General features: G+C 42.0%; 23 protein-coding genes. 18 read left to right on the forward strand and 5 right to left on the reverse strand.

Features of this window, described 5'->3' with window-relative positions; all coding sequences use genetic code 11:
• The first annotated feature begins 9 nt into the window (after positions 1-9).
• Together ACW689_RS04350 and ACW689_RS04355 are read left to right on the forward strand one after the other, a co-directional pair.
• The gene (locus ACW689_RS04350) at positions 10-1,116 is read left to right on the forward strand and encodes a sensor histidine kinase (protein WP_476288684.1); all 1,107 of its coding nucleotides are present in this window, start codon (positions 10-12) and stop codon (positions 1,114-1,116) included.
• Positions 1,109-1,750, forward strand: coding sequence for a response regulator (locus ACW689_RS04355; protein WP_476288685.1), 642 nt, complete (start codon positions 1,109-1,111; stop codon positions 1,748-1,750). The genes ACW689_RS04350 and ACW689_RS04355 overlap by 8 nt, the downstream gene beginning before the upstream one ends.
• Positions 1,751-2,140: 390 nt before the next feature.
• Here ACW689_RS04355 and ACW689_RS04360 read toward each other — a convergent pair whose 3' ends face one another.
• A complete protein-coding gene (locus tag ACW689_RS04360) occupies positions 2,141-4,687 on the reverse strand; it encodes a bifunctional diguanylate cyclase/phosphodiesterase (RefSeq protein WP_476288686.1) in 2,547 nt (848 codons plus the stop codon).
• A 364-nt stretch (positions 4,688-5,051) separates the two neighbouring features.
• Between ACW689_RS04360 and ACW689_RS04365 the strand changes: the two genes are divergently transcribed.
• Positions 5,052-5,471: a hypothetical protein gene (locus tag ACW689_RS04365; protein WP_476288688.1), complete on the forward strand. Its 420-nt coding sequence runs from the start codon at positions 5,052-5,054 to the stop codon at positions 5,469-5,471.
• Positions 5,472-5,543: 72 nt separating this feature from the next.
• Here the strand turns inward: ACW689_RS04365 and ACW689_RS04370 are convergent, their stop codons facing one another.
• On the reverse strand, positions 5,544-6,386 hold the full coding sequence (locus ACW689_RS04370; protein ID WP_476288690.1) for an alpha/beta fold hydrolase: 843 nt from the start codon (positions 6,384-6,386) through the stop codon (positions 5,544-5,546).
• 178 nt (positions 6,387-6,564) lie between these two features.
• Between ACW689_RS04370 and ACW689_RS04375 the strand changes: the two genes are divergently transcribed.
• The 3 genes from ACW689_RS04375 (at position 6,565) to ACW689_RS04385 (ending at position 7,796) form a co-directional block, all read left to right on the forward strand.
• A complete protein-coding gene (locus ACW689_RS04375; RefSeq protein ID WP_476288692.1) occupies positions 6,565-6,945 on the forward strand; it encodes a hypothetical protein in 381 nt (126 codons plus the stop codon).
• Positions 6,938-7,477, forward strand: a complete 540-nt coding sequence (locus tag ACW689_RS04380; protein ID WP_476288694.1) for a hypothetical protein — start codon at positions 6,938-6,940, stop codon at positions 7,475-7,477. The genes ACW689_RS04375 and ACW689_RS04380 overlap by 8 nt, the downstream gene beginning before the upstream one ends.
• A gap of 133 nt (positions 7,478-7,610) precedes the next feature.
• The gene (locus tag ACW689_RS04385; protein ID WP_476288696.1) at positions 7,611-7,796 is read left to right on the forward strand and encodes a hypothetical protein; all 186 of its coding nucleotides are present in this window, start codon (positions 7,611-7,613) and stop codon (positions 7,794-7,796) included.
• A 57-nt stretch (positions 7,797-7,853) separates the two neighbouring features.
• On the opposite strand, the gene ACW689_RS04390 is transcribed toward ACW689_RS04385, so the two are convergent.
• Positions 7,854-10,022 carry a S9 family peptidase gene (locus tag ACW689_RS04390; protein WP_476288698.1) on the reverse strand — a complete coding sequence of 723 codons (2,169 nt, stop codon included), beginning with the start codon at positions 10,020-10,022 and terminating at the stop codon, positions 7,854-7,856.
• Between the two features lie 122 nt (positions 10,023-10,144).
• Here ACW689_RS04390 and ACW689_RS04395 point away from each other — a divergent pair, with 122 nt between their 5' ends.
• Positions 10,145-10,630 carry a nuclear transport factor 2 family protein gene (locus ACW689_RS04395; protein WP_476288700.1) on the forward strand — a complete coding sequence of 162 codons (486 nt, stop codon included), beginning with the start codon at positions 10,145-10,147 and terminating at the stop codon, positions 10,628-10,630.
• Between the two features lie 72 nt (positions 10,631-10,702).
• Here ACW689_RS04395 and ACW689_RS04400 read toward each other — a convergent pair whose 3' ends face one another.
• On the reverse strand, positions 10,703-11,281 hold the full coding sequence (locus tag ACW689_RS04400; protein WP_476288702.1) for a MarR family transcriptional regulator: 579 nt from the start codon (positions 11,279-11,281) through the stop codon (positions 10,703-10,705).
• A gap of 112 nt (positions 11,282-11,393) precedes the next feature.
• Here ACW689_RS04400 and ACW689_RS04405 point away from each other — a divergent pair, with 112 nt between their 5' ends.
• The 8 genes from ACW689_RS04405 (at position 11,394) to ACW689_RS04440 (ending at position 21,451) form a co-directional block, all read left to right on the forward strand.
• Positions 11,394-11,987 carry a carboxymuconolactone decarboxylase family protein gene (locus ACW689_RS04405; RefSeq protein WP_476288704.1) on the forward strand — a complete coding sequence of 198 codons (594 nt, stop codon included), beginning with the start codon at positions 11,394-11,396 and terminating at the stop codon, positions 11,985-11,987.
• A gap of 491 nt (positions 11,988-12,478) precedes the next feature.
• Complete coding sequence (locus ACW689_RS04410; RefSeq protein ID WP_476288706.1) at positions 12,479-14,890, forward strand: TonB-dependent receptor; 2,412 nt, start codon at positions 12,479-12,481, stop codon at positions 14,888-14,890.
• Positions 14,891-14,961: 71 nt separating this feature from the next.
• The gene (locus tag ACW689_RS04415) at positions 14,962-16,530 is read left to right on the forward strand and encodes a tetratricopeptide repeat-containing sulfotransferase family protein (RefSeq protein WP_476288708.1); all 1,569 of its coding nucleotides are present in this window, start codon (positions 14,962-14,964) and stop codon (positions 16,528-16,530) included.
• A 39-nt stretch (positions 16,531-16,569) separates the two neighbouring features.
• Positions 16,570-17,610: a helix-turn-helix domain-containing protein gene (locus tag ACW689_RS04420; RefSeq protein ID WP_476288710.1), complete on the forward strand. Its 1,041-nt coding sequence runs from the start codon at positions 16,570-16,572 to the stop codon at positions 17,608-17,610.
• A gap of 91 nt (positions 17,611-17,701) precedes the next feature.
• Positions 17,702-19,084, forward strand: coding sequence for an amidohydrolase family protein (locus tag ACW689_RS04425; RefSeq protein WP_476288712.1), 1,383 nt, complete (start codon positions 17,702-17,704; stop codon positions 19,082-19,084).
• Positions 19,085-19,233: 149 nt separating this feature from the next.
• Positions 19,234-19,464 carry a DUF350 domain-containing protein gene (locus tag ACW689_RS04430; protein ID WP_476288714.1) on the forward strand — a complete coding sequence of 77 codons (231 nt, stop codon included), beginning with the start codon at positions 19,234-19,236 and terminating at the stop codon, positions 19,462-19,464.
• Positions 19,465-20,325 carry a transglutaminase-like cysteine peptidase gene (locus ACW689_RS04435; RefSeq protein WP_476288716.1) on the forward strand — a complete coding sequence of 287 codons (861 nt, stop codon included), beginning with the start codon at positions 19,465-19,467 and terminating at the stop codon, positions 20,323-20,325.
• Positions 20,326-20,434: 109 nt separating this feature from the next.
• Positions 20,435-21,451 carry an acyltransferase family protein gene (locus tag ACW689_RS04440; RefSeq protein ID WP_476288718.1) on the forward strand — a complete coding sequence of 339 codons (1,017 nt, stop codon included), beginning with the start codon at positions 20,435-20,437 and terminating at the stop codon, positions 21,449-21,451.
• A gap of 51 nt (positions 21,452-21,502) precedes the next feature.
• On the opposite strand, the gene ACW689_RS04445 is transcribed toward ACW689_RS04440, so the two are convergent.
• Complete coding sequence (locus ACW689_RS04445; RefSeq protein WP_476288720.1) at positions 21,503-22,264, reverse strand: type 1 glutamine amidotransferase domain-containing protein; 762 nt, start codon at positions 22,262-22,264, stop codon at positions 21,503-21,505.
• Positions 22,265-22,569: 305 nt separating this feature from the next.
• On the opposite strand from ACW689_RS04445, the gene betI reads away from it, so the two are divergent.
• The 3 genes from betI to betA are packed head-to-tail and all read left to right on the forward strand — an operon-like array spanning position 22,570 to position 26,319.
• Positions 22,570-23,160 carry a transcriptional regulator BetI gene (gene betI, locus ACW689_RS04450; protein WP_476288722.1) on the forward strand — a complete coding sequence of 197 codons (591 nt, stop codon included), beginning with the start codon at positions 22,570-22,572 and terminating at the stop codon, positions 23,158-23,160.
• Positions 23,150-24,640: a betaine-aldehyde dehydrogenase gene (gene betB / locus ACW689_RS04455; protein WP_476288724.1), complete on the forward strand. Its 1,491-nt coding sequence runs from the start codon at positions 23,150-23,152 to the stop codon at positions 24,638-24,640. Before betI ends, betB begins: the two co-directional genes overlap by 11 nt.
• An 11-nt stretch (positions 24,641-24,651) precedes the next feature.
• Positions 24,652-26,319, forward strand: a complete 1,668-nt coding sequence (betA, locus tag ACW689_RS04460; RefSeq protein ID WP_476288726.1) for a choline dehydrogenase — start codon at positions 24,652-24,654, stop codon at positions 26,317-26,319.
• The last annotated feature ends 124 nt before the right edge of the window (positions 26,320-26,443 follow it).

The raw sequence follows: 26,443 nt of genomic DNA on the forward strand, positions 1-26,443 counted from the left end.
TCAGGATCAATGTTTAAGTATCAACCAACTTGGCTTCTCACGGTATTCATTACCTGGGCTGCGGTCGCAATACCGAGCATGTTGCGGATCACCCCACCATTGGCAAGCAATGGCGAGTACCTACTGCACTTTTTATTGCTCGGACTGATTTTGTTGGTTGTGAATGAATCCCAATCGTACGGTTATCGGGTTCGTCATGTCATTTTGCTCGGTATCATTGGCATTGTTGGTCTTCTGTTTTATGTTTCTCCACTGGGCCTCACGCTCATTTATAGCGTTATGCTGTGCTCAATACTGGTGTTTTACGTACCGAAATATATTTGTTTTCTCTACATCTTTGCCATTCACGGTCTGTTTTTACTCAGTCAAGCAAACCACTGGGAACATGGTTGGTTGTTTAGCGATGCCGCTATGTTCATCGCTTTTCACTTTTTCTCGCTCGTTGTTACACAAAGAATGGTCAGCGAGCGTGAAGCCAAAGAAGCATTGGCACTGACCAACGCAAAATTAGAGTCAACGCAAACCTTGCTGAGCACAGCCTCCGCGCAAAGTGAACGTTTAAGACTTGCCAGAGATTTACATGATGAGGTGGGCCATGCCCTCACCTCATTGATCATCAATCTAGATATCGCACGGCGCACCTGCACTGAAGCGCAGCAACCTCAGTTAGAGTCTTGCTATGAACAAGCCAAAGCGGCGCTGCAAACCACTCGTAAAGTGGTCAGCGACAAGCGCGAAAGTGTGGGCTTTGATCTGAATGAGTGCCTAACACAACTTGCCCAGCAAACTCCGCGCGTTCAGGTACATTTACATGTCGTCGATGAGTTAGACAAGGTGCAATTAGATACCGCACAATGCTTACTTAAATGTTGCCAAGAAGCCATAACCAATACACTTAAACATGCAAATACCGCTGAGAATGTGACTATTTCACTAAAGCGTGAGCAATCTCAACTTGAACTCGTTATCAGCGATGATGGCATGTTCAACCACAAACTAAACTTTGGTAACGGATTGACTGGCATGCAAGAGCGAGTCAACCAATTAGGCGGGACGTTACTTGTTTCGCCCTCCCCGCAAGGATTAACCCTGACCATTCGAGTTCCATATGAATAAAATAAATGTACATTTAGTTGATGATCAAAGCCTGATCAGGCAAGGCATGCGCTCTTTGCTAACCCTAACGGATAATATTTGTGTCACCGGCGAGTCCACGGGTGGCAATCATTTTTTAGCGCAATTTAATGACGCACAAATTAATGCCGATGTCATTTTGCTGGATATGCGTATGCCCGATGGCTCAGGGCTTGAAGTACTACAAGCAATGCAAGCCAAAAGCAGTGACGCTAAATTTCTGATCCTGACCACATTTGATGAAAACGATTTGCTACTAGGCGGTATGGAAGCCGGCGCTCGCGGCTACTTACTCAAGGACGTGTCTTTGGAAGAATTAGTCAGATCCATTGAACGCGTACATGCGGGTGAAATTGTGCTGCAAAGCGAGTTAACGCAACAGCTAATAAAAGCACAACAAAAGCCTGTTGAAAGCGAACCGTTTGACTTAACGGATAAAGAAAAGCAGATTTTAGCCCTAATGGTAGCAGGAAAGTCGAACAAAGAAATCGCTTCTGCGGTATTTAATGCCGAAGGTACCGTGCGAAATCACGTCTCGAATATACTCAGTAAATTACAAGTACGCGATAGAACACAAGCCATCTTAAAAACGCTGGAGCTGGGCTTACTTAAGTAACAGCTCAATCTGTTCAGATAGCTACCTTATAGCAAAACTGGCTCGCTCAAGAGTTGCTGCGCTCGTTAAAGGCTCAATCGAGATCCCTAACGATATTATCGGCGTAGTCTATGTAGCGATGGATGCGGCAGGAAATTGGAAAGAAGGACTAGATTCAGAGCTCCGAGGCTTGTTATGTGATTGGTTACAGATAACAAATTGCTACACTCGGAAAAATTGACCCTGTAAATCATTCTGTTCCTATGTGAATTCATCATTATGGTCGGATGGCGTGGCTTCGCCACTTATGCCGACCTACGTCAAAAGTAGGTGGGTTAACCCCAAGGCGCCGTCCAACAGCGTTGTTGAGCTAGTACAACTGAATAAACTAATACTTATTCACTCAGGCTATCACTTCAGTAAATCAACGGCTTTGATTAAGCTCGTTTGCTCTTGCGTGAGCATAGCTAAACATTCATCTATCGGTTTGGCAGAGCTGTACAAGTAGCCTTGAATTAAGTGACAACCAAACTGCTCCAGCATGCTAAGTTGCTCAAGATGCTCCACCCCCTCAGCAATCACTTCAAGGCCCAGTTGGGTGCTCAAATCAATCAAACATTTTATGAGTATTTGCTTGTTGGGCTCGTGAATTAAACTATCCACAAACGACTTGTCTATTTTGACAAAATCGACCTGATTCTCAATTAAGTTGCTGAGTGATGAATAACCGGTACAAAAGTCATCAAGCGCAATTTGTACGCCTTTCATTCGTAACTGGTCTAGTACACGCCATGTGTACTTATTTGCCGCGACAGATTCGGTCACCTCGATTGTTACCGCTTCTAAAGGTAAACCCACTTTCTCAATCGCTTCTGGGATCAAGGTAAGCTGACTATTTGATTGTTTAAACTCATTGACCGAGCGATTAATGGAAAAGCTAATATGGTCAAACCCTGCACCATGTAATAAGGCGAGATCTCGACAACTGGTTTCCAACACATGCTGACCAATAAGGTCTATTAGACCAAACTCTTCCGCAATAGGAATAAATGCAGAGGGGGAGACCATACCAAAGTCCGTATCAATCCATCTGACGAGCGCTTCAAACTTTTTGATACGCCCGGTTTTTAAATCAATGATCGGCTGATAATACACCTTAAGCGATGACTCCCGCAGCGCCATTTTAAGCTTATCTCTGAGTTTAATTTTATTCAGGTGTGCGTTTTGCAAAACCTCACTGTGAAGTGCAACATGACCCTGCCTATATTTTTTGGCATTACCCATTGCATGCGCCGCGTCTCTCACCCAGTCAGCGCTAGGTTTAATCGAGTCAGTGCCAAGACACGCTACACCAACACTCGCGGTCAACTCAATGGTCAATTCATCAAATACATACGGCTCACTTAATTGCGAACTGATATCTCTTGCACTCGTTAAAGCCTGCTCTTCATCCTGATTATGCATTAGAACCGCAAATTCGTCCCCTCCAAAGCGGCATGCAATGTCTTTCGCTTTTATAGCGCGTTGAATACGATCAGCCACTTCAACCAGTACATAGTCTCCGGCTTCGGGGCCATACAGATCATTCACTTCTTTAAATCGGTCTAGCCCAATAAAAAGCAAAGCCTTACCAATACAGCCACTAATTTTGTCATTTAACTCTTTATCCAGAGCAATCATAAAGCTACGGCGATTCAACAAGCCTGTAAGCACTTCATGATTGGCATAAAAAGTTAGTTCAGCTTCATTACGTTTCCATTTACTAATATCGTGAAATATCGCCACAAAGTTAGAGATATTACCTTGCTTATCTCGCACAACATTCAGTGATAACTCTTCTGGATAAATTTGACCATTCTTCCTACGGTTGTATATCTGACCCTTCCAACTCCCCTGCTCTAACAACTGCTGCCACATCTGTTTATAAAACTGTTTATCCTGCTTGCCAGAGGATAGAACGTTTGGGTTAGCGCCTTGTAACTCTTCTCCTGAGTAACCTGTAAGTTGTTCAAATGCCCGATTAACCATCATCACTCTATTTTGGCTATCGGTTATCATAATGGCCTCTGAGGCGTTTTTAAAAACCACATCCGTAAGTTCAAGTTGCTTTAATAAGGCTGACGCATAGCTCACATCTTGAACCGTTGCTCTTAAAACCAAGCTTTTTGGATTCTCTGGGCTGCTTTCCACTCGGGCTATAATGTGAAATAACCCCTTATTCGAATCACAAAATTTGTGCGCCACATTTAAGCTAAATGACGTCATATCACCTGCTTTTACATTTTCAAGCATACGCTGAAGCTGCTGTGCATCTTCTAGCTTTAAGCATGCAATAAAGCCTGCAAATGACAGTGAAGTAAGCTCAATGCCGAGTAAACTAGCCATTTCATCACTAAACCAATGTCGATCTTCATCAGTATGCCAAACCCATGAGCTAATTTTGGCGATACGTTCACTCATGGCTAAGCGCTTCAGCAAATGCTCTTTTTCTGACATTTCTAAATTATGACTCAGCTCAATTGCCACTAAATAACTCAGTTCGGTGAACCATGCTTTATCTTCATCAGCCATCTGTCTTGGCTGTTCAAACATGCAAACCATGATGCCAACAGGCCGGTTGTCTGGTGCTCGAAGAGTGATACCTAGATAACTGACTACACCTAGCTGTGTAAGTAAAACATCATCTGGATATAAAGCCTGCAAATTATCCTCTATAGCACAAACACTTTCTTTGCTTTTTGCATCTTTACATGGCGTACACGCAAGCTGATAAACAATATTGGGAATGAGTATTCCATCTCTAAGATATGACAATGTGCTCACCGAGTGGCCATCATCAGCAAATTTACCAATAAAACAATGATTGGCCGAAAACCGCTTGTATAGGTGCTCAAGCGCATATTGATAGCGCGGTTTGCCACTAGATAAATGATATAGCTGACTAAAAGATAAATGCATAACTATCCGTATTACTTTTTAAAATTGTCACACGCTGCAACCGAGAAAATCTCATCCCTAACATTGCTACCCTAACTATTCACACCATTAGATTCAACAAAACAGGCATAACTACTGTAAAAAAGTTTTCAATTACAATGTGTTATTCCCATAAGGGAAACTGCTAAGCAACCACCGCTGTTGCTCAATGCCTCACTTCGGTCGATACTCATTCGTGAGTAGCTCTAAGCATAGTTGAGGGAATAACGAACGTCAGTGTGTATAAAAAAGTAACGTGTCTGCGTGCAGTTTTTTACAGTTTCTTACTGGAACTAAAAAGCAAAATGGCAATAATTTAGCCAAGTCACCAAATTGAGAGAGCACCATGAAAAATTTATTCCTTGCACTGACAACCACTGCCATATTATGCGCCTGTGCACATCATGATGATGTAAGACCTGGCGAAAATAACCAGCATTATGTCGTTATCAAATCAACTGATCGTAGCTCTGGCATTAAAGAAGCGTTAGATCAGGCAAAAGATTACTGTAAGCAAAGCGATAAGAACATGTATGTCATCAACGAAGACGTTGATTATCAAGGCGAAAAACCAGAGCAAGAGTACCTGAGTAAACTAAATACGGCAGAAGGCGTTACTGAAGTTGGCACATGGTTGTGGATATTAGGCGATGGTTACGTTGACGACGTTGCGGGTGTTGCTGCCATTGGTGGCGCCTTAGCACAGAATTCACTGGGTGCACCATATGTTGTTACCGTAAACTTTAGATGTACGGATAAAAATTAAACCAAACATCAAATACCGCCATTCAACCCAACAGGTATTATGGCGGTTTTTCAATACGTTACTTTTTTACTTTTACTGCACTTTTTTGACCATTTCATCAATGTAACTTAATGCAATAAATGGATCGGTTTGATCGAACAAATGAGACGCATACTTCATCGTGACGGGCGTTACATTATCGCTGATCTGCCTTACTTTTCCCTGCGCGTCATTCCATGTTTGTGTATATATATCAACGTCTTCATAGCTCATACCGGTCGTTCTTATTCCAACATGAGGAATACCACGAGACAATACCGTAACGGGCATATCTCGATCCGTTTTATATAATTCTGCATGTGAAGAGGCTTCTTCAAAATCTTCCAATGAGTGAGTATCTCGCTCCCAATTGATGATCCACTCCATGGTACCCCAAGCTTTCTTCGACATCTTGTTTTTCATATCTTGATACCAAGACTCATGAGCAATGTCGATTAACACCATGCCTTTTACTTTTGTCGGGTTGCGATGCGCATACGCTCTTGCAACAAAGCCGCCAAATGAATGAGGAACTAATACTAAACGATCCATATTCGTTGCTTTAGTGAATGCTTCAAGCTCCTGTGTTAACTCAAGAATGTTCCTTACGCGAGGTTTAGCAAAACTACTTTTTCCTGTGCCTGCCCTGTCGTAAAAACACAAACGATAATCCTTTGGTTCTGCTCGGTGAAAAGTGTTTTTATAGGTTTCGTGTGCGTCGAGTCCCATGCCCGCAATTAATAATGCTGTGGTATCTCCTTGGCCTTTACAAGAATAGGCTAGCTTATTGCCATTAATTTCAACAAATTGATATTCATGTTGATGATCTGATTGGTTTGCATATGCCGTTGCCGTCATGGCTGTAATACTGATAAGTGCCGCTGTTAATGTATTCATCGTCCTTTCTCTTTATTTTTATATGATCCCTGCACATCTTATGTTCAAAACAAGCGCCGATCAATTAAAGTTTCAGAATGTTCTGAAACTTTAATCTTATTAACTAAAATAAAATTTGATATAAGCCCAAACAGACATAAAATATTGACCCAAAAAGCCATATAGAGGAATAGCTGGTTTGCAGTATAAAATTGCAAGTATTATATGTGCGTGTTACGCAGTAATCGGGTTTATTTTAACGGCCAATAGTGCTGACTCTAACGTGCAAAACCTATTGTTACTTGGTTGTCTTTTTTCTGTGATACCAGCTTACGGTGCATATGGTACGTGGCGACGTAACCGATTTGCTCTTTTAGCAATGGCAGGATACTTTTTATTGCAAACAGTGCGTTTTATTCAGTCTGATTATCTACTGTTTCATTTTACCCCAATCTCCATTGCTGTACCTGTTGGAGACTTCTCTCAAAGTAAAGGCATTCTCATTGATTTTTTTTCAATATTTATGGGCTTATACTATATACTGCTGTTTCAAATAAGAAATAAGGGAACCTATGATTAACAAAAGTATCTTGTTAGCTGCAGTACTGGGTCTAAGTTGCACCGCTTCAGCAAACCAACCGGATGTCAGCCAGTTTTTGGAATTGTTACCCCAATATGCACAATGGGCAGAGCACACTGATAAAAAAGGGCAAGCTAAAGGCGCACCTCTCAGCCAAGAAGAGCTTCAACTTGCTAAAGAAATCGGTGTTTCACACCCCGAAAAAGTAAGGGTGGTTTATACCGACCAAGTTCCTTACCCTCTTGAAAATAAAGCACTAAAAATAATGGGTGAGCGTTTAGGGTTTATTGGAGAAAACATTGTTAATAACGCGCAGGTTTTTGGTTACTCTATTTACGTTCGTCATGGCTATCAATTAGATAGACCAAGAATGGCACATGAGCTTGTACACGTTAAACAAATTGAAAATGCACCGTCGTTTTATGAGTTTTCTAAAAAGTACATCGCTGATTTAGCAAAGTATGGTTATGCACAGTCGCCATATGAAGCCGAAGCTTTTAAGGCTAACGAGAAGTATAAAACCGCTGAATAGGCTCGATCAGGGCACCAAAAACACGACCTTCTTCCTACACCTTTAGCGTTTGCTACAACTTTTCTCGCTTGATTGTAGTTTGAACGATATAATCGCACAAAACGTGGTCGATGTCTTTGGCAAAGTAGTAAATATGAAAAGTAAGAAAGTTAATCCTTTAGTGTCGCATTTTACGATTGCATTCGTGGTCTTGGCCGCGCTTTGGATGTTTGCAACGGATAAAGAGGTGTTAGTGATAGGTAATTCACTTGTGCTGATTTACATCGTCTGCGCACTTGCATCTAGAATGCTAAAATCAAAAAAGCCGAAGAAAAAGTAAAACATACTCAAGTCAGTTAGATAAAAGCCCAGACTTCTGGGCTTTTTTGCATCATTCCTATAAACGACCGTTGGCCAATTCAATAAAGAAAGCGTAATTCAAAGCTCTATCTTTGATCTTGTTAAATCGACCCGATGCGCCGCCATGACCGGCTTCCATATCTACTTTAAACAGTAGTTTATTATCATCGGTTTTTAACTCTCGTAATTTGGCGACCCATTTTGCTGGTTCAAAATACTGTACCTGAGAGTCGTGCAGCCCCGTTGTAACCAACATATTTGGATAAGCTTGTGCTTTGACTTGCTCATACGGAGAATACGAGCGCATATAATCAAAATAAGTTTTATCGTTTGGGTTGCCCCACTCGTCATATTCATTTGTGGTGAGCGGCAATGACTCATCTAACATCGTATTAATGACGTCGACAAACGGCACAGCAGCATGGATACCATGGTATAGCTCTGGCGCCTGATTAACGACTGCCCCCATAAGTAACCCACCGGCACTGCCACCTTGCGCATAAATGCGCTTTTCATCACCATAACCTTGTGCAACAAGCGCCTTAGTTACATCAACAAAATCATTGAAGGTATTCTTTTTATTAAGTTTCTTCCCATCTTCATACCATGGGCGGCCTAACATTTGCGAACCACGGATATGTGCGATAGCAAATACAAACCCTCTGTCCAACATACTCAAACGGGAAATTGAAAAATAAGGGTCTACTGTCACCCCATACGAGCCATACGCATATTGCAGTAGTGGGTTAGTGCCATCCTTTTTAAACATTGATTTTTTATAAACCAAAGATACCGGCACCTTTTTACCGTCTCTTGCTGTGATAAAAATACGCTCGGATGCATAATCAGCAGCATCAAAATCACCCAAAACCTTGTCTTGCTTCAAGATGACTTTGTTGAAGTTGTTCAAATCAACTTCATACACTGTTTCTGGCGTGGTTAAGCTGGTGTAACTAATGCGCACACTATCTTTATCAAGCTGAGTGTTGCCTTTTAGCTCTGCCTCAAAGCCCGCATCATTAAATGTCAGCTCATGTTCTGCCTGAGTATCAAGTGCACGAATAGTAATTTTTGACTGTCCCTGTACACGTCGTTTGTAGACTAGGTGTTTATTAAACAAAGTGAAGTCTTCCAACTTTACATTTGGGTCATGAGCAATCACCGTTTGCCATGCACTCATGTCAGAGACTTCTGACACTTTGGCCTTCATTAATTGGAAGTTCACTGCATTCAAGTTGGTATAGATGTAATACCAATTGTTGAACTTGGCAATTGAGTACTCTAAACCTTTTTGACGGGTGACGAGTCTTTTTGGCTTTGATTTATTGTCATTAGCCGACAACACTGAAACCCCTTTTGATTCAGTACTGTAATGATGGATGAAAATTTCCTCTCCATCTTTGCTTTTACCTAAATAAGTGTAATAGGTGTGGTCTTTCTCCTCATACACCAGTTCATCATCAGATTGAGGGGTGCCTAGCCTATGACGATATACTTGTGTGCCTAGCAGTGAAACCGGATCTTTTTTAACGTAATAAATGGTTTTATTGTCGTTCCCCCACACAAAATACTCTTCTGCACCCACTATCTCATCAACGAGCAATTTACCTGTGGTCAGATTTTTAACTTTGATGGTATAAATACGACGACTCAAGGTGTCTTCAGCATAAGCAAATAAATTATCGTCAGGGCTGATCTGGGTCTCTTTAATGGCATAGTAATCGTGACCTTGCGCGTTGACATTCATGTCAATCAGCAACTCTGGATTAGTACCTTGCACATCTAGGCTGCGATAAAGCGCAGGATATTCTTGCTCCCCCACCATGTTTGAATAGTAATAGTATCGACCCTTTTGCACCGGAACCGAACGCTCTTGCTTGGCAATTTTACTCTTAATTTCTTCAAACAGCTGCGCTTGTAAAGGCTCGGTATTGGCTAGCATCGCTTTTGCATAAGCATTTTCTTTGTTTAAGTGAGCTAGAACTTGAGCACTGCTGCGTGTGTCATCTCTAAGCCAATGATAATTATCAATCATTTCATAGCCATGGATATGCGTTGTGTGGGGTAGCTTTTTAGCGATGGGCGCCGCTACATGCATCGCTTGTTGAGGTTGATCAACCTGTGTTGCTTGCTCAGTGATAGATTGGCATCCGTTCATCAACATGACTGATGATAAAGCCAGTGGCAACAGTGCGAATTGTTTCATTTTCTAGTCCTTGCATTCTTGTCGTGTTGAAATACACGACCAAATTATTCGCCGCTAAATATAATTGAATTATCAACTTAGGAACAGTAGTCTAGGTAAAACTTCGTTAACAGCTAGCCATCATGAAACCTTATTTTTTATTGCTTTTGTCTGCGTTTACATTAACCGCCTGTAATTCGACACAAGTTGCACATAGCACAGCTGAGTCGATAGCACGTTGTGATAAGACATTGCACGACTATATTCAACTGAGGGATAAAGGTCCTGTTGAACACTATCAAGCCCTGTTCACTCGTGATGCTACGTTTTCAGTACCCAAGTTAAACATTGCATTGAGTTCAAGCGAGCAAATTGCAAAAAGAGTGGAAAACGCTTTAAAAACCAAAAAAAGCATACACATGCTTACCAGCAGCCAAATCACGCCAAACACTGATAATACGCTGACGAGCGTGGCACACTTTGTTCTATATCTGAGTGATAAAAACGATCAAAGTAAGCCAACTATGCTGATAAACGGCCGATATATCGATACGCTGGAAGATACGCAAGAGACTTGTTTGATCAAAGAACGTCTTGTTGTTGTAGATAGAATGGACACGATGCGCTAGCTCAATTCGCTCAAACTTTGGGTAAACGAATTACAGCAAACTGTGTTTTAGCACTCGTGCCCAAATCTAAAATTACTTACTTGAGCGCTTGTGCCAACGTATTACCTCTTTTTGGTCACGCGTAATACTTTGACCTTGCGCTTCGATGTTTTCCGCACTTTTTGCCAAAGCGGCTTCGGCGCGCAGCTCTATTTTTTCCAGTAGCGCAAGCAATAGTGCCTTTTCTTTTTCACTGATCCCATCTAACACATGCGCCTCACGCTTTTTCATATGCGCAACGATCTGCTGATATAAAGGTTTGCCCTCGTCGCTTAGTACAACAGGCTTACTTCGTTGTTTTTCATTACTTGGATCTGCGTGGATAAGGTTGAGTTTGAGTAATGTATTAATTGCGCGATTCACTGAATAGGGATCTAAGCGCGATTGATAAGCAATGTCAGCAGCATTAATCGGACCATATGAGCCAACATTGAGCAGCACTCGGATCTCACGCGTTTCAAGCCCTGTTAAGTTGCGAATATACGCGTCCCTATCAAGTGCCAGTAGGTTACTGGCCACCGCAATGCGATAAGGAGTATGAGTATATAAATCAAACGGTTCATCCATATGCTCTGAAAGTTTAAACGCAGCTTGCCGTGCTTTGTTGCTCATATAATCACCACACCTTTTTTATAATTATGTTCATTTTTTGTAGACACACAGGAAAAAACGGCTTAAATTATGTTGCAGATGCAACACTAAAATAATTAAACAGGAACTCATTATGGCGTTAGTTACCCCTCTAGCACAAGATGCCAACTCAGAAGTCGCTGAGTTAGCTAAATTTTTTAATGAAACACTCGGATTTTGTCCAAACAGCGTACTGACAATGCAGATCCGTCCTCACATTGCTAAAGCATTTATTAACCTCAACAAAGCGGTAATGGAAAATCACGGCCGAGTTACTAGTGAACTTAAACGTTTAATTGGTTACATAACGAGTGCCAATACGGGTTGTCGCTACTGTGAAGCCCACACTATTTTAGCCGCTAAGCGTTATGGTGGGAGTGATGAACGCCTGCAACATATTTGGCAATTCCGTGATAGTGACCTGTTTAACGACGGTGAAAAAGCCGCTTTTGAGTTTGCGCTTGCCGCATCGAGTGTACCAAATGCGGTTGATGCTAATATCGAAGCACAACTAAAAGCACATTGGAATGATGGCGAAATTGTTGAGATCTTGGGTGTGATTTCCTTGTTTGGTTATCTAAATCGCTGGAATGATTCAATGGCGACCACATTAGAGTCAGGTGCGATTGATGCAGGCGAAACATACCTTGCTAATAACCAATGGCAAGTTGGAAAGCATCAACTGTAAGGCTTAGGCCCCTATTTGAACTTGCTGGGATATGACCTTACTCATAGCTGCGCACTGACAATAATAATAAAAGCTGCATGAGGGCCGTAGTCCAACCTCATCACAGTGCCCTCAGCAAGTTCACCTTCTTTGGCTCACAATCAATACACAAGTGAGCGAATGCACTCGCTTTACTTTTCTATATTTTCTCATCAAAAAAATCAGCAAGCCCACCCTGTAAAGCGGGTTTAATTTGATAAAAAATGCAAAAAACGTGTATTTTCACCCAACAAAAACATTGTTTATCCAAACAACCTCGAAAAATATTTTCGAAAAAATATAAATGCAAAATTTAGCTGTATTTTTTAAAAAACGCAGATTAGAATGCATACCCTTTCTGATAATGTGAATATATATTCATAAAAGATATTATACAGGCTTGTCGCCTATGCTGATTTATGCTTTTCTAACTGAGCATAAAAGCAACAACACAAACAACGGGGATTAAAACAATGTATAAGCCAAGCATACTCTCTATGGCGGTTTATAGCGCTCTAAGCGCGTCATTCGCATCAACATCAGCATTTGCAGATGACACACAGGCAATAGACAAGTCGCTTGAAGTCATACAAATTACAGCCACGCGCCGCTCAGGTTCGGTGCAAGAGGCACCGCTGAATATCACAGCACTGGATGGTGACATCATGCGAGATCAAAATATTGGTGAGTTGGCCGATGTTGCACGTTGGGTACCCGGTTTAACCGTCACCGATCAAGGCGGTCGCTCAGGCTCTCCCATCATAGTGCGCGGGTTGAATACAAATTCATCAGGTCCCTCTTCGGATGGAGGTACTGTTGCAACCTATATCAACGAAATACCCGTTGCCATCGATATGCGTTTAACCGACGTTGAACGTGTAGAAGTGCTAATTGGTCCACAAGGCACGCTATATGGTGCAGGTACTTTAGGTGGTGCCATTCGTTATATGCTTAAAAGCCCTGAATTAGACCTAACCACAGGTAAAGTCTATGGTGATGTATTCCAGATCAGTGAAAGTGACTCATTGGGCGGAGAATCTGGCTTTATTTTTAATACCCCTATCATAGAAGACGAGCTGGCAGTACGTGCAAGCGTTAACCTTTACAAAGATCCTGGATTTATTGATTACAACTATGTTGTACGTGACGCCGGCGTTTCAATGCCTGATCCAGACTGGTCAAATCAAAGCGAGGTTGATAAGAACTTACGTCAAGCAAAAGATAACAACGGTGAATACACTAAAACAGGTCGTATTTCACTTCGCTGGATGCCTAACGACTGGCTTGACGGCACCATCAACTATTTTTATCAAAAACAACAAAGCGAAGGCCGCTCTATTGTGCATCATGGCGCTTTGAACGCCAACAATGGCTTAAATACCCAAATTGGCAAATACGAGTCAGCATACCGCTACGAAGAGCCTAGAGACAAAACCGACTCATTATTAAGTTTAGAAGTAAAAGCAGATTTAGGCTTTGCTGAACTGGTATCCGCAACTGGCTATTCAGAATTTGATTCCGATGGTCAACGAGACCAAACTGACTTATTGATCCGCCTTGATTACGGCTATGAAGAGTTTCCTTCGTTCTCCTCTTTTACCCGTGAAATTGAAGAAGAAGAAAACTTTACCCAAGAGCTGCGTTTAGTATCACAAGGCGATTCTGATTGGAACTGGATTGTGGGCGGTTTTTATAATAAGCAAAAATCAGATGCATCCAGTAAAGAATACACCCCCGGATTTAGTCAGTTTGCAGTAGAAAACTTTGGTGGTGTGCAAGTTCGCCCTGACAGCTTGGAATACTACTCAATAGACCGAAGTGAAATTACAGAACAAGCCATCTTTGGTGAAATGGGCTACAAGGTCAGTGACAAACTCACAGTTACTGTGGGCGCTCGTTTTTACGAATATGAAATTACCACACAATCTGCTGTAGATTTTCCATTAAGCAACACCGTATACAATGGTGCGGCGCAAGATGCCATATCATTTGATTTTAAAGGCAAACCAGATGACGACAGTGGTAACCTATTTAAATTTAATGCCAGTTATCAGTTCACTGATACCATCATGGCTTACGCAACAGTGAGTGAAGGCTTTCGTATCGGTGGGGTCAACGCGATCCCCGAATGCCCAGATCCAATTCCAGAAGATCAGCAAACGGGTTGCGTAAAGCCCGAAGAGCGCACTTACAAAGCAGATACCACGACCAACTATGAATTAGGTTTAAAGAGCACTTGGCTTAAAAACCGTTTCCACTTCAATGCTGCATTGTTTAATGTTGACTGGGAAGATGCGCAGGTAAGCGGTGCAACTGAAATAGGCCAGCTGCCGTACACCACCAACGCAGGATCTGCAAACGCGAAAGGTATTGAAATTGCCACTAGAGCTATGCTCACTGATTCTTTAACCGCCTACGCTACTTACGCCTATACCAAAGTTGAGCTAACCAAAGATGCGCCAACCTTATTCAACACAGATGGTACAGATGGAGGAATGGACGGCGATAGGTTACCCGGTTCACCAGAGCAGCAATTTTCCTTAGGGGTAAACTACCAAACAGAGGTGTTTGAAGACAAACTATTAGACATCAACTATGGATTAACCGCACAAAGTGATGTGATCTCAAAAGTCGGTCTTCATGACAATGGTGAAACGCTACCAGGTTACGCACTCAGTAACATTTCTGCCAAGCTGAGCGCAGATCAATGGACAGCCACTTTATACGTCAATAATATGTTCGACAAATATGCATTTACGTCTGTTAGACGCAGTAATGCTGACATTACCACTGCAAACGGGAAAGAGATCCAGCGTAACTATGGCCACTATCTAAACCGACCACTTACCGTTGGACTGAAGTTCGATTACCAATTTGAACTATAACTAAGATAGCGTTACGCTAGAGGCTCAAACCTAGTTTGAGCCTTTTTTATTTTCAATAAGAATAATGACTTATGACGCTCAGTATTAACCAGCTACATCAACATGCCATCAAGGCACTAAACCAAGGCAACATACAACAAGCACACCAATACCTAGTGTCTATTGTGCAAGTTGATCCACACCATGCAGATGCCTATTTTTTGCTAGCCATGGTCAACCTACAAGTTGGGCAGCTCAAAAAAGCCATTGCCTTGATTGAAAAAGCGCTTGGATTGACACACAACGTAGAATACTTGGCACAATTAGCAAAATGTTATGCGCTGGATGGGCAACTCGAACAGGCAAAAAACATTGCCATCAATGTGGATATATCCCGTGTAGATAACGCGCTTAGCGCTGATACCCTAGGTGTTGCCATGAGCCATATTGGTCTACATGAACAAGCCATGCGCTTTTACAAAAAAGCACTGGAAATCACACAAACCAACCCACAGTTTTACTACAACTACGGTGTGTGCGCTAAATTTATAGGAGACTTCACTCAGGCTGTTCAAGCCTTTGAAAAAGCGATACAAATTAACCCGACACACCACCAAGCACATTTTGCATTGTCGGATCTGACCAAGGCGACCCAACAAAGCAACCATATAGAGCGCCTCTGTGAAGCCTTTTCACAAATCGAACACCCAGATGCTCAACTGCACATTGGTCACGCTTTGGCAAAAGAATACCAAGATTTAAAGCTATATGATCAAGCTTTTGAAGCGTTGGAAAAAGCAAAGAAAAGTAAACTCAAACAGGCCCGCTTCGATAATGAATCATCCACTAAGCTGTTTGAACATATAAAAAAGCTGAGCGAAGAGCACACACAGCTCAGCATTGGACACGACAGTAACGAACCTATTTTTGTGTTAGGCATGCCTCGCTCCGGCACCACCTTGGTAGAACGCATTCTCTCCAGCCATTCAGATGTCATGTCAGCAGGAGAATTACAAGATTTGGGCATATGCACTAAACGCTTAACGCAAACGAATACGCCACACGTATTAGACCTTCCAACGCTTGATGCAGCCTACCAACTAGATTTCAAGCAACTTGGACAAGCCTACCTTGATGCCACTCGCGTGGTAACGGGTAAGCGCACACATTTTATAGACAAATTACCATTTAACTTTTTTTATGTTGATTTGATACGCAAAGCCCTACCAAATGCCAAAATCATCTGCTTGTTACGCAACCCATTAGATACTTGCGTTGGTAATTATCGTCAACTGTTTACTATCAACAACCCCTATTACCGCTACTCACTTGATCTAATGGACACGGCCAAGTTCTATGGCCGTTTTTATAAACTGATGCAGCACTGGCAAAAACTACACGGTGACCATTTTAAATTACTTCAATACGAATCTCTGGTCGCCAACCCAGAACTCCACGTAAGAGACTTACTTAGCTACTGTGGCCTAAATTGGCAACAAGCCTGCTTAGACTTTCATTTAAATAGCGCTCCAGTTTCAACCGCCAGTAAAGTCCAAGTCAGAGAACCTCTCAATAGTAAATCCATCGGTCGATGGCGCAACTTTAAGCCACACCTTGATGAAATAAAAAGTTATTTTAATGAAAAAGGCATTCCATGTTAGATATTCTTCTAATTATCAAGAACCGATTAGGGTACCCAAATGTTTGAAGCAAACCCAGTCAATTTACTTCAAGCTTTTGGTTTGGGCATTGCGTCCTTGAGCATATTAATCTTAAGCGCCTACCCTCGCTATCGAGTTATTTGCGGTTTTTTTGCCTTGATTTGCGCATCAGCAACGTTCAATTTACTTGAAGAGCTTAATATCACTCGGCCACTCCATTTAGTCACCCCTATCTTTGTGATTGGATTAGGCCCAATGCTGTATTTGGTGGTTAAATCACTGATAAGTAAGCTTAATAAAGTAGAGTACTTACATCTTGCTCCTATGATTTTAGCGTTGCCATTCACTCAATTTACTCAACAAGTTATTTTGGTTGGTACATTATGGCGCTTTATTTACGCTGGATTAGCGCTGTATCATATTTATCAATTCAACCGACGACTACAAGATTATCGATCCGATGCTCAAGAAGTTACGCTACGCTGGCTAGGCTGGCTTATCATCATTATGTCAATTAATAATGCCCTGGATCTAGTTCGTCTTAATGCACAGCCTTATTTAACCCACGAATTCAATGTGCTTGGGCAAGGTATTGGCACAGCTATCAATTTACTTCTGCTAATGTTACTAACAGCAAAGTTGAATCGAGATCACGCTGTGATCGGTATGCTTAATCAGGTACCAATAGCGGCGCAAACCCACAACGAGGAAAATAAAGAGACGGCAGGCTCATTCCAAGCAATCTTTGAACATTTACACAAACAGGTACTGGAAAACGCATGGTATATGCAAAGCCGACTAACAATTGCTGAATTGGCTCAACTTACAAACCTGCAGATACGTGACATCTCTCGAGCAATCAATTTAAATACACAACAAAGCTTTAATGACTATATCAATTCGCTTCGCATTGAGTACATTAAGAATGCACTGTTAGAAAAGCCAAATGAGCCATTACTTACACTTGCTATTGAGGCAGGCTTTAATGCAAAGTCTTCATTTAATTATTCTTTTAAAAAACAAACAGGTATGACACCAACTGAGTACAAAAATACGCTCAAAGCTTCATCAAAAACATGATTTTGTACGTCTAAATGCTTGTACTTGGACGCCCAACTAGGCTCGTTAATTCAGAATAAGCGGTAATCAAACAACTTATTTGAGTGAACATATGACGAACCTAAACCCAGCTAACCTACTTTGGATCCTAGCGAGCATTTTACTTGCTTTGTTACTCAACGGCTGTAATGCCCCACTTGCACCGCCAAAAAGTAACGACTTTATCCTAACGAATGTGAACATTGTTGACCCAGTGCATGAGTCTATTCTGACGGAGCAGAATATTCTCGTTAAAAATGGGAATATTAGCTTAATAGACAGAGAGTTAAGTACAAGCTCTAGCTCTTACGAAGTCATTGATGGTCAAGGGGGATACATTACCCCAGGACTCATTGACATGCATACCCACTTTTATGATCCTAGCGCCTTGATGAGTAACTTAGCCCATGGCGTAACTCATGTACGCATTTTAAATGGTGCACCAGAGCAGTTAATATGGCGTGACCAAGTCAATTTGGGCAAGTTGATAGGTGCAAGCGCAACTGTGAGCAGTCCAATTATGACAGGTTCTGAAAATGGCCCTCTTGCACATTTTACTGCAAGTGCTAATGCAGCTCGCCTATATGTTATTGAAGCAAAAAATGCAGGATACGACTTAATAAAAGCCTATGGCAGCTTAAATGAAAAAGCCCTTACATCATTAATAGCCACAGCCAACGAGTACGATATGCCCGTCGCTAAACATGGGCCTAACTTGTCTGGCAACATGTCTTGGGGTGACTTAAAAGGCCTACAATCTTTAGAGCACACGGAAGAAATACTACAAAGTGCACTCAATCACCAATTTGATCAGCAAAAATTGACCCAAGTATTATTAGAATTGAAACAACTCAATGTGCCTATCACCCCTACCTTAAACATATTCTGGCAACTCACCAGAATTAGTGAAGATAAAGCAGACTTCTTAAACACCATACCAAAACACTACATTTCTCCCATATTGGCGTATGCAGAAGAAAATGATCAAGTAAAAAGGTGGTTAGACGCTTCGCCCAAAATGGCAACATATAATCGCAAAACGCTCAATCAGCTGATTGAAATAACAAAACAAATGCACGAGCTAGACATTGAGCTGCTGGTTGGCTCTGATGCGGGTGTTTTATGGTCACCACATGGCCTCGCAACACACCAAGAAATGGCATTATTAGCTCAGGCTGGACTTAGCAACTTTGAAGTTTTAAAAGCCGCGACCTATGCACCCGCAAAAGCCATGAAACTCGACCACAAAATAGGGCAAATAAAAAAAGGACTCGTTGCTGATTTCATTTTCACACAACAGAACCCAACTGACGACTTATCTATACTTAAAAACCCCGATGCGGTTAGTAAGCGAGGTATATGGTTAACGCAAGAACAGTTATCCAAATTAAAAGAACAAGCCATTAATAATCGAAGCTTCTTATCCGAATTATGGGTATTGTTAAAGAAATATTAGATAACCTGCATTATGACTATTCAGTAATTGCTAGAGTAATTGGATGGTCATAATCATCACCAATAACCCCCCCCAGCACAGCACCTTTTGTTTAAATTTTCAGATAATCAAGTTATCATTTGAAAATTATCATCAATAAGTAATTTAATATGGAATGGAACTTTCTTAACGCGAGTGTTATCAACTTACTCATCAACCTCAGCTATACAGTTATTTCTTTATTCGTCGCTGTTTTTGCTCTTATCGTCATAGATAAAAAGCTACTCAAGAACGTAGACATTCAAAAAGAACTACAAAATAATAATATTGCGGTTGCCATTTTTAGCTCTGCCATCATGATTTTTGTCGCATTAATCATCTGTTTTGGGCTTCAATCCTAAGTGAACAAACTTTCTATTTTACTGGTTTTTTTAGCTGTTTTAGTTATTTCTATTTTTAACCCAAAACAGTCGAAACCTAGTCCACTAGATGCTGATTTAGCATTGAAAGTGCAAACAGCCGCTGACAATGTTGATCACCATTTAATGCTCAATGCCACGCAAAAGGGCACCGCTGTTCTTTTTCCATCGAATGAAATGCTAAGCGAGCAGTACATCAATGACATAGTAAGCTCACAAGCTACCAACCCTGACAGAGCTGCCTACTTACTACTTTGGGGCGCACAAAAGACGAAAACAAGTGAACATCAAAATAGAAATATTCTAAGTGCTATGGGTAGAGACTATAAACACCATTTTGCAAACAGTTACTTAGTTGGATTTCGCCCTTTTGCAGTTGAGAATAACTGGTTGCCTTTATATGTTCTCGCACACAGAAAAGTTTATCAAACAGACACTGAACAATATGGCGCATTGGACATCTGGCAAAACTCGGCCCAAGCCTACGTAAATTTGCGAGGAGATTGCGAAGACCATGCTATTTTGCTCGCTGATTGGTTAATATCAGAGGGTATTGATGCTCGAGTTGTGGGCGGTAAGCACATGACATCGGGGCATGCTTGGGTTGTTGCAATCACCGAACAAGGGCAGTTCTTGCTCGAAGCCACTGATAAAAGCGCTTATAAGTCATGGACACACTATCCTTTAACATCATTAACCCAAGGTTATAAGCCTAAGTACATGTTTAACAGAGATAAGTTTTGGATAAATACAGGAAACGAAAATACGACAGATTATGTGGGCAAACATTGGCAGCAAACAGCAAAGTTTGTTAAGGCAGCCAACGATACTCACTCTCTGTAATCAATTATAGCGCCTCTTGTATTGTTGATGTGAAACAACTGGCCAAAAAAATCACGTTACTACACAGCACTAAGTCAATTAGCCAATAATAATTAAAGTAAAAGAAGCTATGCAAATAAGAAAACTCAACACCTTGAGAGCACTGGCTGCACTCATCGTCTTTTTTACTCACTTTAGTGATATCACCAACTGGTTAGGTGGCGCGTTAGGTGGTGGTTCAGGTGCCTATGGCGTTATGCTGTTCTTTTTATTAAGCGGCTTTTTGATGTCACACCTTTACATGAGCGAGTCTTTTAACGGTGACAACGTAAAACGCTACATCCTAGCAAGGGTTGGACGAGTGCTGCCTTTGTATCTCCTTGTTGTGCTAGGTTCTTACCTCTCCACGCTGGCTGAGTTAGATATTTTATACAGTATAAAAGATTTCAACGCCGTATTAGGGCATTTACTATTCTTGTATGGCGAAAGTGTACTGTGGTCCATCCCACCCGAAGTGCAGTTTTACTTTATTTTTCTACTCTTTTGGTCGTTTGCTAAAACCCGTATTGGCTATGTGTATGTTGCCATCGTTGCCACGATGATCCTGTTGTTTTTAACCAATTTCCCAAAAATATTTGGCGATGTTTATGGCGTGCCCTACAACTTGTTTAGCATCTTAAGAACATTACCGTACTTCTTTGTTGGCGTGATTTTTGGACTGCATTACAAATCCATGGTTATCCCAAGTTATATGAAAAAACATGGGTTTATCTTAGTTTTATGTTTAATCCCCTTGCTGTACCCTGAATTTAGCCCGATCACCTCCGACGCCAAACAAAGAATGTGGTTGAGTTATGAAGTGTTACTAGTGATGAGTACTGTGTTTTTCTGTGTGGTTTTTTTGGTACCTGATAACAACATTTTCCTTGCGAACAAATTAGGCGATTTTATTGGTAAAATATCTTACTCGTTGTATTTGCTGCATATGCCGATTATTAATGCGGTTAATCAGTTACCACTCTCAACGGCGCTTAAGCTACTTTTATCTTTACTTCTAAGTATCCTAGTTGCTTACTTGTCTTATCAGTTTTTTGAAAAGCCAATTGCAAACAAAATCAGAAATTGCATTAAGAAAAGCGCCGCATAAAATGCGGCACTTGCCAAATTTCCGATAGCCAATATTCCACAGTGTAGTGAACTACCCCTCACCAGCCTGTTTTAGGATAATCATTTCTTTAGCTACATTTGCCGCAGACGGTAGAAACATCGTTGAGACAATACGCTCCTCAATCACCACAACATGCTTGTCTTGTAACGTGTCTTTGTTTTGAGCTTTTGCACCACGTTTGTTGAGTTGGTCTTCCACTAAAAATGGTAGCAATGTGCCTTGCTTTGCCCAGCTTTTTTCACGTTCGGTAGAATTGGGGAACCCCGCTACGCGTTTACCTGCAACCATATACTGACCATTACTAAGTTTTACGTTAGCAAATGCGCCCGGTCCGTGGCCGCTGCCGCCCACAACACCACCCGCTTGATACACTTTAGCAATGATATTTTGTAGTTCTTTTGAACTGGCTACATCAAACAAAGGGCCGTAACCGCCGCCGACATATATTGCCCAATAGTCACTTGGGTTAATTTGCTCAGGCTTTAGTGACTGATTGGATTTATCCAAAAAGCCTTCATATTTTATGGTGTAACTGCTGATCCCAAGCGGGTCCATCATGAACTCAACCCGCCCCCCTTTAGGCGATGCAAAATCAACCTCATAACCATGGCTGACAAACACATGATATGGCGGTGCGACTTCCCATAAGTTATTTCTCGCATCATGCCCTTCAGGGTCTCCCATATCCAGCACATTAGAGGCAATAATAAGTACCTTTTTGCTCTGCTGCGCCTGTGCTTGGCCCATAAGTAATACCGAGAAAATGAATGAGGTAAAAATGAAAATGCGCATAACGCTCCCTGAGACTATTCATTGTTTTAAAAACAACATTAGTCGCAATCTTTTTTGAAAAGGTTTAAAACATTCAAAATTTTTTATGTCCTTTATTTAAGCTATTCATGACTAAAATCCCATCACAACGCCCGATTGCACAAAAAATATTCCAACTATTTTCAAACTAAAATAAAACATTATAAATCAAATAATTAAATACACCCACATACAGTTGGGAACGGGCCATACGCAAATGTCAACATTGAAATCCCCTCTCTAACTCTTTAACCTTTATTTTTATTGAACGTTCAATTAATAAAAATATGCCTAAAGTCGGAATGGAACCTGTTCGCCGCGAGCAACTTATTAAAGCAACCATAGAATCGGTTGCCGAGCTTGGCTTACAAGGTACAACTATTAATAGCATTAGCAAAAAAGCGGGGTTATCTTCGGGAATAATCAGCCATTACTTTGGTGGTAAGCAAGGCTTAATTGAAGCGACCGTTCGACATCTTTTATCGAATTTAAAAATTGAACTGATAGCAAAGGTCAATGCCAATACAACGCCCGAGCAACGGCTGATGTACATCATAGAAGCCAACTTTGCCTTGGTACAACAACGCAAAGATACCACCCGCACATGGCTTAGCTTTTGGGCGCAGTCAATGCACGACCCAGAGCTACACCGATTACAGAATGTAAATAGCAAACGTTTGTATAGCAATCTTGCAAGTTCATTCCGACAACTGATGCATAAGCAAGACGCAAAACGTGCAGCCGAACTCAGTGCTGCTATGATTGATGGTTTATGGCTGCGCGCCGTACTCAGTCAATCGGATAAAGACCATTTTAAACACAGTGAAGAACTAGCAAAAGCATATGTTCACACATTGATCAGCCAGTATGGAGCCTAACATGACAACCATGACGCAAAACGTCCCAGTCTATCAAAACTTTATTCACGGCCAATACATGCCAAACCAAACTGGTGAAAGTTTTGAAGTGAAAAATCCAGCAACGGATGAGGTGATCTATCGCGTTGAAGTTGCTGATGAACACGTTCAAACAGCAGCAATCAACAGCGCTAAGCAAGGTTTTGTCACTTGGTCAGCCATGACACCCATTGAGCGTAGCCGTATTTTATTAAAAGCCGTTGAGCTACTTAGAGCGCGTAACGATGAGCTGGCCAAAATTGAAGTGCTCGACACAGGTAAGCCGTGGCAAGAAGCTGAATGCGTTGATGTGCAAACCGGTGCTGATGTCATCGAGTACTTTGCAGGTCTTGCGCCAGCACAAGTAGGCCAACAACAAATGGTTGGCAGTGACTTTTACTACACACGCAAAGAGCCACTGGGTATTTGTGCTGGTATTGGCGCGTGGAACTACCCTTTGCAAATTGCATGCTGGAAGTCAGGCCCAGCCCTTGCAGCTGGCAACGTATTGTTGTTTAAGCCTTCTGAGGAAACACCGCTTGGCGCACTCAAACTGGCTGAAATATTTATTGAAGCAGGTGTACCAGCAGGCGTGTTTAACGTGGTACAAGGCGCAGCAGAAGTAGGTCAATGGCTGACAGGCCACCCAGATATCGAGAAAGTATCATTCACGGGTGAAGTGGGTACTGGCAAAAAAGTAATGAGCAGTGCCGCCACTACGTTAAAAGAAGTCACGATGGAATTAGGTGGTAAATCACCACTTATTGTATTTGATGATGCTGATATCACAGAAGCCGTGAGCGCCGCGATGCTTGGCAACTTTTACACTCAAGGTGAAATTTGCACAAACTGCACACGCATCTACGTTCATCGCAACGTATACGAGCAGTTCATCAATGAACTTAAAACGCGCACCGAGCAAAATATCATTGCTGGCGACCCTATGGATCCTGAAGTAAACCTTGGGGCACTTATCTCTAAACCACATCAGCAACTGGTGCTTGGTTACATCGATAAAGGTATCAGCGAAGGCGCAACATTATTAACGGGCGGTAAAGCACTAAGCCCAGAATCAGCACCTAATGGCTACTTTGTGGCACCAACCGTTTTTGTTGATTGCACAGACGACATGACCATAGTCAAAGAAGAGATCTTTGGTCCGGTAATGAGTGTATTGGTGTTTGATGATGAGCAAGAAGTTATAGAGCGAGCTAACAACACCCACCTTGGTTTGGCTGCTGGCGTATTCACGAAAGACATTCAACGTGCACATCGTGTTATTCACCAAATTCAAGCGGGCATTTGCTGGATCAACGCTTATGGCAACTCGCCTGCGGAAATGCCTGTGGGCGGTTACAAGCACTCAGGTATTGGTCGAGAAAACGGCATTGAAACGCTTGATCAATACACCCAAACCAAGTCGGTTTACGTGGGTATGAATAAAATTGAAAGCCCATTTTAACTGGAGGACGCATGACACAGAAATATGATTACATCATCGTCGGTGCAGGCTCCGCAGGCTGCGTGTTGGCCAATCGACTGACTGAGAACGGCCAACATAAAGTATTGCTGTTAGAAACAGGCGGCAGCGATAAAAGCATTTTTATTCAAATGCCTACAGCGTTATCTATTCCGATGAATACCGAAAAGTACGCGTGGCAGTTTCACACCGAACCTGAGCCATATCTTGATAATCGCAAAATGCATTGCCCGCGCGGTAAAGTGTTAGGCGGTTCGTCGTCTATCAATGGCATGGTGTATGTGCGTGGCCATGCAAAAGACTTTGATGAGTGGCAGCAACATGGTGCTCAAGGTTGGGATTATCAGTCGTGCTTGCCGTATTTCAAAAAAGCCGAATCTTGGTACTTGGGTGAAAATGCACATCGTGGCTCTGAAGGCCCACTAGGCGTCAACAACGGTAATGAGATGGAAAACCCACTCTACCGCGCGTTTATCGAAGCAGGTCAACAGGCCGGATACACCAAAACCAACGACTATAATGCCGCTCAGCAAGAGGGTTTTGGCCCCATGCATATGACGGTAAAAGGGGGCCGTCGCTGCTCAGCGAGCCGAGCCTACTTAGACCCAATCAAACGCCGTAGCAACTTAACCATCATAACTGGCGCGCAAGCTCAACGCGTACTGCTTGAAAATAAACAAGCACAAGGCGTTGAATTTAAAGTTAAAGGCAAAGTACAAACCGCGCTTGCTAAACGCGAAGTGATTTTAAGTGCGGGGCCGATCGGCTCCCCTCACCTGTTGCAATTATCAGGCATTGGCGATAAAAACACGCTCGAAAAAGCAGGCGTTGAAGTACAACATCATTTACCGGGCGTTGGGCAGAACTTACAAGACCATTTGGAATTTTATTTCCAATACAAGTGCAAGCAACCCATTACGCTCAACGGTAAGCTTGGGCTTATTTCTAAGGGTTTAATTGGCGCACGCTGGATCTTAAACAAAGATGGCTTAGGCGCGACAAACCATTTTGAGTCATGTGCCTTTATTCGCTCTAAACCGGGCGTGGAATGGCCAGATATTCAGTATCACTTTTTACCGGCAGCAATTCGATATGATGGTAAAAGCGCGTTTGATGGCCATGGTTTCCAAGTTCATGTTGGTCACAATAAGCCAAAAAGCCGCGGTTCAGTGACGATTGCTTCAAGCAACCCAGAAGACGCGCCTAAAATACAATTTAACTACCTTCAACACCCAGAAGATATTGAAGGCTTCAGAGCTTGTGTGCGTCTTACACGTGAGATCATCGAGCAAAGTGCGTTTGATGATTACCGTGATGGTGAAATTCAACCGGGTAAAGACATACAAACCGATGAACAAATTGATGCTTTTGTACGCAAAGCAGTTGAAAGCGCCTATCACCCATCTTGCTCTTGTAAAATGGGTGAGGATGATATGGCCGTGGTTGATTCTCAAACCAAGGTTCACGGTATTAACAGTTTGCGTGTGGTTGATTCGTCCATATTCCCAACCATACCAAACGGCAATTTAAACGCCCCTACCATTATGGTTGCTGAAAAAGCAGCAGACCATATTTTGGGCAAAACACCAATTAACAACCTTAATGCACCCGTTGCTATGACATCACAATGGCAACAAACGCAGCGTAGTTCGGAGATCTAAATTGGCCACTCGCTCAGGTAGCCATACCTGAGTGGGACTCGCAGTGGCGTGCGGGATAAATTGGTTATCCCAAGGGAGTAGATTAATACGCTACTCCTTAAGCATTAATGCGAGAATATAATAG

It is taken from the genome of Pseudoalteromonas sp. ABE4_541, from assembly GCF_056312285.1.